The following is a 7,184-nucleotide window of genomic DNA, read 5'->3' as shown; positions in this document are numbered from 1 at the left end:
GGAGGCCGCGTCGGGCACCGGGACGTCCGACCCGGTCCGCATGGTCAGCAGCGACTGGTAGACGTTGCTGAACAGCGCCCAGTCACCCTCTCGGTGGCGCCGCGCCCCTCCGGGGACCGTGTCAGGGAGCCGCGGGCGGCGTCGGCCCGCCGGGGGTGTCCTTGTGCGCGATCTTGCCCAGGGCGTCCTTCGCCTTGTCCGCGCCGCTGGAGATCTGGCCGCTGTACTTGCCCTTGGTCTTGGAGTCGACGGCCTTCGCCACCTTGTCCAGGTTCTGGGCGATCGTGCCCTCGTGCTGCTGCGCGAGGCCGCCGACCTTGTCCTTGGCGGGCGCGAGCTTGGCCTTCAGATTGTCCAGCAGGCCCATGGGCCACCTTCCATCGGCGTTGGCTACGTACGGGCACCCTCGCCGGCCTCGCTGTCCGCGGCGACCTCCGCCGACTGCTGCTTCGGGATCTCGACGGCTTCCACCGTGTCCTTCTCCTCGGCCGCAGCCGGCTCGGTACCGGCCTCCTCGGCCGTCGCGGACTCCGCCGTCAGATCCGCGGCCGCGACCTCTTCGGTCGCCGGCTGGCTCTTGCGGCCGAGAAGCCGGTCCAAAATGCCCATGTCTACTCCTATATAACGTTACTCGTGTGAGTGAAGTTCCCGCCGTGGCGGGGCCGTGGCGGGACCAGGGACGGACCGGCCCGCGCCGGTCACGGGCCGGGCGTACGACCGGGCGTGCGCCGGGCCGCGACCCCGCCAAGGGAACGACCCCGATCAGACCCCGTCACCTCACTCGATCGGGTACATGGCGGTGCCTTGACGGCGGGCTGCGAGACTGGGGCGGTGAGGAAAGCAGCCCCCGCTCCGCGGGTCATCGCCGTCGTAGGACCCACCGCCGCCGGAAAGTCGGATCTGGGGGTGGCCCTGGCCCGACATTTCGACGGCGAAGTCGTCAACGCCGACTCGATGCAGCTGTACCGGGGGATGGACATCGGTACCGCAAAACTGACGACCGAGGAACGCGGCGGAGTGCCGCACCACCTCCTCGACATCTGGGACGTCACCGAGACGGCGAGCGTCGCCGAGTACCAGCGCCTCGCCCGCGCCGAGATCGACAAGCTGCTCGACCAGGGCCGTACGCCGGTGCTCGTCGGAGGCTCCGGCCTCTACGTGCGGGGCGCGCTCGACGCCATGGAGTTCCCCGGCACCGACCCAGAGGTGCGGGCCCGGCTGGAAGCCGAGGCCACGCTGCGCGGCCCCGGCGCCCTGCACGCCCGGCTCGCCGCCGCCGACCCGGCCGCCGCGCAGGCGATCCTGCCCAGCAACGGCCGCCGCATCGTGCGCGCCCTCGAGGTGATCGAGATCACCGGGCGTCCGTTCACCGCCAACCTCCCCGGCCACGAGTCCGTCTACGACACGGTCCAGATCGGCGTGGACGTCGCCCGGCCCGAGCTCGACGAGCGGATCGCGCTGCGCGTGGACCGGATGTGGGAGGCCGGTCTGGTGGAAGAGGTCCGCGCGCTGGAGGCCGCGGGGCTGCGTGACGGAGTCACCGCTTCCAGGGCGCTCGGCTACCAGCAGGTGCTGTCCGCGCTCGCCGGCGCCTGCACCGAGGAGGAGGCGCGCGCCGAGACGGTGCGGGCCACGAAGCGCTTCGCCCGCAGGCAGGACTCCTGGTTCCGCCGCGACCCGAGGGTGCACTGGCTCAGCGGGGCCGTGGCCGACCGGGGAGAACTGGCCGGACTCGCGCAGTCGTTGGTCGAACGAGCGGTCACAGCCTGATCACGTGATGGCATCGGGACGCCCCGGGCGCCCGTCCGGGGCCCGCTGGCGTGCCATCATCAAACTGCCGCCGGTGCCGTCACCGGCGGGGTACACGGCGTACGAAGTCCGAGTGGGGAGGGCGTGTGGCGATGGAGGCCGGCCCTCGTGACACCGATCGGGACGACACCCGACGGGAAGCGGACCCGCTGCTCCTCGGCGGGCCCGTGGAAGCCGACGGGCTCGGACTGCCCGCGGAGCCCGCGCGACTGACCCCCGACGGCCCGGACGTACCGGACCGCGCCGAGGCGGAGGCCGCCGGCGCCCCCGAGTTCGAGGTCGAACTGCGCCCGCAGCGGCGGCTGCGCCTGTGGCAGATCGGCCCCATCGTCGTACTGGCCGCGGCCGGTTCCCTGATGTTCGCCTTCCCGCTCGCCTTCGAGTTCGGGGACGGCGGAGCGGTCGTCGCCATGCTCGGATTCCTCATCAGCTGCTGCGCGGGCGGCTGGGGCATGATGGCCGCGCGCCGCGTGGGCTACGCCCTGCCGGGACTCTCGGCGCGCGGGTCCGGGCTCCGCTCCGACTGGCGGGTGGCCGCGCTGTACGCGCTGGCCGCGCTGGCCGTCGTGGCGCTGGCGGTGTACCGGGTGGCCCGCCTGCGGTAGTGGCCGGCCTGCGGTAGTGGCCCGCCTGCGGTTGCGGCGGGCTCGGTACGATGGGCGGGTGACGCAGACCAGCCCCTCCTCGCTCCCCTTCCTCAAGGGCCACGGCACCGAGAACGACTTCGTGATCGTCCCGGACCCGGACAACGCCGTCGAGCTGCCGGCGTCCGCCGTGCGGCGCCTGTGCGACCGGCGGGCCGGCATCGGCGCGGACGGCGTGCTGCACGTCGTGCGCTCCGCCGCGCACCCCGAGGCGGCGCACATGGCCGGCGAGGCCGAATGGTTCATGGACTACCGCAACAGCGACGGTTCCGTCGCCGAGATGTGCGGCAACGGCGTCCGCGTCTTCGCCCGCTACCTCCAGCACGCCGGGCACGCCGAGCCCGGGGACCTGGCCGTCGCCACCCGGGGCGGCGTCAAGCGGGTGCACCTCGACAAGGCCGGTGACGTGACCGTCTCCATGGGCCGCGCCGAGCTGCCCGAGGGCGAGGTCACCGTCTCGGTCGGAGCCCGCTCCTGGCCCGCGCGCAACGTCAACATGGGGAACCCGCACGCGGTGGCGTTCGTCGACAGCCTGGACGACGCCGGGAACCTGCTGGACCCGCCCCCGTACAGCCCGGCGTCCGCCTACCCGACGGGCGTCAACGTCGAGTTCGTCGTCGACCGCGGCCCCCGGCACGTCGCCATGCGCGTCCATGAGCGCGGCTCCGGCGAGACCCGCTCCTGCGGCACCGGCGCCTGCGCGGTCGCCGTGGCCGCCATCCGCCGCGACGGCGCGGACCCGGCCGTCACCGGCACGCCCGTCGCGTACACGGTCGATCTGCCCGGCGGCACGCTGGTCATCACCGAGCACCCCGACGGGCGGATCGAGATGGCCGGACCGGCCGTCATCGTGGCCGAGGGCGAGTTCGATCCGGCCTGGCTCACCGAAACGGCTTTCGTCTGAAGCTTCCCTCTCACGGGTGATCCGTTTCACGCTGAGCGAGAGGTGGACTGCGCCACGTGGTGGGGTCGGTAATATCAGGCACCGGCCCTGAGGGCTCACCCCATGCCCACCACCGCCGGCCGAAGCCGTCGGAGGTGCCCATGAGTGCAGAGGCCACGAACCCCGAAGCACGCCCCGAAGCGCTCCCTGAACTGCGCAGACGGGGCCGGACCAGGCTTGACCTGCGACGACTCGGACGCGCCGCACTGCTCGGCCCCACGTCCCGCGACCGGCTGCCGGACGCCATCGGCCATGTCGCCGAGGCGCACCGCGCCCACCATCCGGACGCGGACCTGTCCGTGCTGCGCCGCGCCTACCTCCTCGCGGAGACCTCGCACCGCGGTCAAATGCGCAAGAGCGGTGAGCCGTACATCACACATCCCCTCGCCGTGACCCTCATCCTGGCCGAACTCGGCGCCGAGACCACGACCTTGACGGCCTCTCTGCTCCACGACACGGTCGAGGACACCGATGTGACCCTCGATCAGGTCCGCGAGGAGTTCGGCGAGGAGGTCTGCTTCATCGTCGACGGGGTCACCAAGGTCGAGAAGATCGACTACGGCGCCGCCGCCGAGCCCGAGACGTTCCGCAAGATGCTCGTCGCCACCGGCAACGACGTCCGCGTGATGTCCATCAAACTCGCCGACCGGCTGCACAACATGCGCACCCTCGGCGTGATGCGCCCCGAAAAACAGGCGCGCATCGCCAAGGTGACCCGGGACGTGCTGATCCCGCTCGCCGAACGGCTCGGCGTCCAGGCCCTCAAGACCGAGCTGGAAGACCTCGTCTTCGCGATCCTGCACCCCGAGGAGTACGCGCACACCCGCGCGCTCATCGCGGCCCACGCGGGGGACCGCGACCCGCTGCCCGCCATCGCCGGCGCCGTGCGCGCCGTTCTGCGCGACGCGGGCATCGCCGCCGAGGTGGTCGTACGGCCCCGGCACTTCGTCTCCGTGCACCGGATCTCCCTCAAGCGCGGGGAGCTGCGCGGCTCCGACCTCGGCCGCCTGCTGGTCCTCGTGGCGGAGAACGCCGACTGCTACGGGGTGCTGGGGGAGCTGCACACCTGCTTCACCCCCGTCGTCTCGGAGTTCAAGGACTTCATCGCCTCCCCGAAGTTCAACCTCTACCAGTCCCTGCACACCGCCTTCGCCACGCCCGAGGGGTACGTCGCCGAGGTGATCGTGCGGACCCGGCAGATGCACCGGGTCGCGGAGGCGGGGGTGGTGGCGCTCGGCAATCCCTACACGGCGACGGCGACCGCCGCCGCGGCCGCGACGTCACCGGCCGTCACGTCACCGGCCGCCGCCGACTGCGACGAGGAGCGGGTGGACCCGACGCGGCCCGGCTGGCTGTCGCGGCTGCTCGACTGGCAGCAGTCGGCGCCCGACCCCGACACCTTCTGGAACGTCCTGCGCTCGGAGCTGGCCCAGGACCGCGAGATCACCGTGTTCCGCGCCGACGGCGGCACGCTCGGCCTGCCGGCCGGCGCCAGCTGTATCGACGCCGCCTACGCGCAGCACGGCGAGGCGGCCCACGGCTGTATCGGCGCCCGCGTCAACGGGCGCCTCACCTCCCTCTCCTCCCGCCTCTCGGACGGGGACACCGTCCAGCTGCTGCTCTCGCACGACGCCTCCTCGGGGCCCGCCGCCGACTGGCTGGAGCACGCCAAGACCCCGGCCGCCCGGATCGCCGTCAGCAGCTGGCTGGCGTCCCACCCCGACGGGGCAGGGCCCGCCGCCGCCGCGCCACGGCCGCCGCTGTCGGTGATCGGGGCCCGGGGCGGCGGCGGCAACGCCGTCGCCGACCTGCCGGACGCCCCCGTGCGGCTCGCGGGGTGCTGCACACCGGTGCCGCCGGACGCGGTGGAGGGCTTCGTCGTACGGGGCGGGGCCGTCACCGTGCACCGCGTCCACTGCGCGACGGTCGCCCAGATGCGGGCGGTGGGCCGGGCCCCCGTCGCCGTGCACTGGCGGGCGACCGCGGACTGCCGGGTCACGCTGCTCGCCGAATCGTTCGGCCGCCCGCACCTGCTGGCCGATCTGACCGAGGCCATCGCCCGTGAGGGCGTCGAAGTCGTCTCCGCCACCGTCGAACCGCCGGTCGAGCAGCGCGTGCGGCACAGCTACACCCTCCAGCTGCCCGACGCGACGGGCCTCCAGGCCCTGATGCGGGCCATGCGGGACGTGCCGGGCGTGTACGACGTCAGCCGGGCGTAGCGCGCCCGCTCCTTTCGGGTGGAGCCGTCGCGCGCCGTTCGCGGGCGCGTGACGGGCGCTGGTATCCGGTGGGGGATGCAGCTCACCTCCCCGCGCCTGCGCGCCGCCCTGCTCGCCGCGGCCTCCCTCACCCTCGTCGCCGCCGTCGTGCCCCCGCCCGAGGCGCTGGGCATCGGCGACCCGCTGTTCCCGGAGCTAGGGAACCCCGGGTACGACGTGCTCGCGTACGACCTGTCCTTCGCGTACAAGGACAACCGCACCCCGCTCGACGCGGTCACCGTCATCGACGCCCGCACCCTCACGCGGCTCGAGTCCGTCAACCTGGACTTCACCCACGGCAAGGTGGCGTCCGCCGAGGTCAACGGGGAGCCGGCGCGGTTCGCGAGCGTCGGCGAGGACCTCGTGCTGACCCCGGCCCGGCCGGTGGAGCAGGGCGCGCCCCTGCACATCACGGTCCGGCACACGAGCGATCCGCGCGGCCGCGCCGCCGACGGCGGCTGGGTCGTCACCGACGACGGACTGGCGATGGCCAACCAGGCCGACGCCGCCCACCGGGTCTTCCCGTGCAACGACCACCCCGCCGACAAGGCGTACTTCACCTTCCGGATCACCGCGCCCGCCGGGGTGACGGCCGTGGCCAACGGGGTGCCGGGCCTGCTCCCGTCCCCCCGCGCGGGCGCGGCGGCCACGTGGACGTACCACGTGCTCCACCCGATGGCCACCGAGCTCGCCCAGGTCTCGCTCGGCTCCTCGGCCGTCGTGCACGGCACCGGGCCGCACGGGCTGCCGCTGCGCAACGTGGTTCCGGCGGCGGACCGCGAGCGCCTGGAGCCGTGGCTGAAGAAGACCGCCGGGCACGTGGAGTGGATGGAGGCGCGGGTCGGCCGGTACCCCTTCGAGAACTACGGGGTCCTGATCGCGAAGGCCAGGACCGGCTTCGAGCTGGAGACGCAGACGCTCTCGCTGTTCGAGAGCGGGCTGTTCTCGGGAGCCGGCGGATACCCCGACTGGTACGTGGAGTCCGTCATGGTCCACGAACTGGCCCACCAGTGGTTCGGAGACAGCGTGACCCCGAGGACCTGGTCGGACCTGTGGCTCAACGAGGGCCACGCCACGTGGTACGAGGCCCTGTACGCGGACGGACTCGGCACGTACTCCCTCGAGCGGCGGATGCGCGAGGCGTACCAGCGCTCCGACCAGTGGCGGTCGGACGGCGGGCCGCCGGCCGCACCGAAGCCGGCCCCCCGGGGACAGAAGATCGGGCTGTTCCGGCCCGCCGTCTACGACGGGGCCGCGCTGATCCTCTACGCCCTGCGGCAGGAGATCGGGGCCGAGGCCTTCGACCGGGTGGAGCGGCGCTGGGTGGCCGACCACCGGGACTCCACCGCCGGTACGGAGGAGTTCGTACGCCTGGCCTCGCGGGAGGCCGGCCGGGACCTGGCGGCCTTCCTGGAGCCGTGGCTGTACGGAAAGACGACGCCCGCGATGCCGGGGCACCCGGAGTGGGGCGCGCCGAAAAGCGTGTGACGTGCGCGGAACGGGCATGCCACCATCGAGGGGCCGCCGCTG

At 73.3% G+C, this 7,184-nt stretch carries 7 protein-coding genes; 5 read left to right on the top strand and 2 right to left on the bottom strand.

What is annotated here, in order from left to right:
* Positions 1 to 121 precede the first annotated feature (121 nt).
* Together ABZY44_RS17445 and ABZY44_RS17440 are read right to left on the bottom strand one after the other, a co-directional pair.
* A complete protein-coding gene (locus ABZY44_RS17445) occupies positions 122 to 367 on the bottom strand; it encodes an antitoxin (protein ID WP_356654603.1) in 246 nt (81 codons plus the stop codon).
* A 23-nt stretch (positions 368 to 390) separates the two neighbouring features.
* Complete coding sequence (locus ABZY44_RS17440) at positions 391 to 609, bottom strand: gliding motility protein (protein ID WP_356654601.1); 219 nt, start codon at positions 607 to 609, stop codon at positions 391 to 393.
* 222 nt (positions 610 to 831) lie between these two features.
* Here ABZY44_RS17440 and miaA point away from each other — a divergent pair, with 222 nt between their 5' ends.
* The 5 genes from miaA to ABZY44_RS17415 all read left to right on the top strand — a co-directional run bounded on the left by miaA (position 832) and on the right by ABZY44_RS17415 (position 7,142).
* The gene (miaA, locus tag ABZY44_RS17435) at positions 832 to 1,770 is read left to right on the top strand and encodes a tRNA (adenosine(37)-N6)-dimethylallyltransferase MiaA (RefSeq protein WP_356654599.1); all 939 of its coding nucleotides are present in this window, start codon (positions 832 to 834) and stop codon (positions 1,768 to 1,770) included.
* A gap of 131 nt (positions 1,771 to 1,901) precedes the next feature.
* The gene (locus ABZY44_RS17430; protein ID WP_356654597.1) at positions 1,902 to 2,414 is read left to right on the top strand and encodes a hypothetical protein; all 513 of its coding nucleotides are present in this window, start codon (positions 1,902 to 1,904) and stop codon (positions 2,412 to 2,414) included.
* 58 nt (positions 2,415 to 2,472) lie between these two features.
* Entirely contained in the window at positions 2,473 to 3,357 is an 885-nt protein-coding gene (gene dapF, locus ABZY44_RS17425; protein WP_356654595.1) for a diaminopimelate epimerase, read from the top strand.
* 140 nt (positions 3,358 to 3,497) lie between these two features.
* Entirely contained in the window at positions 3,498 to 5,615 is a 2,118-nt protein-coding gene (locus tag ABZY44_RS17420; RefSeq protein WP_356654593.1) for an HD domain-containing protein, read from the top strand.
* 75 nt (positions 5,616 to 5,690) lie between these two features.
* Entirely contained in the window at positions 5,691 to 7,142 is a 1,452-nt protein-coding gene (locus tag ABZY44_RS17415) for a M1 family metallopeptidase (protein WP_356654591.1), read from the top strand.
* The last annotated feature ends 42 nt before the right edge of the window (positions 7,143 to 7,184 follow it).

The organism is Streptomyces sp. NPDC006544 (assembly GCF_040611715.1).
Classification (GTDB): domain Bacteria; phylum Actinomycetota; class Actinomycetes; order Streptomycetales; family Streptomycetaceae; genus Streptomyces.
This window is presented reverse-complemented; position numbering and strand designations above follow the sequence as displayed.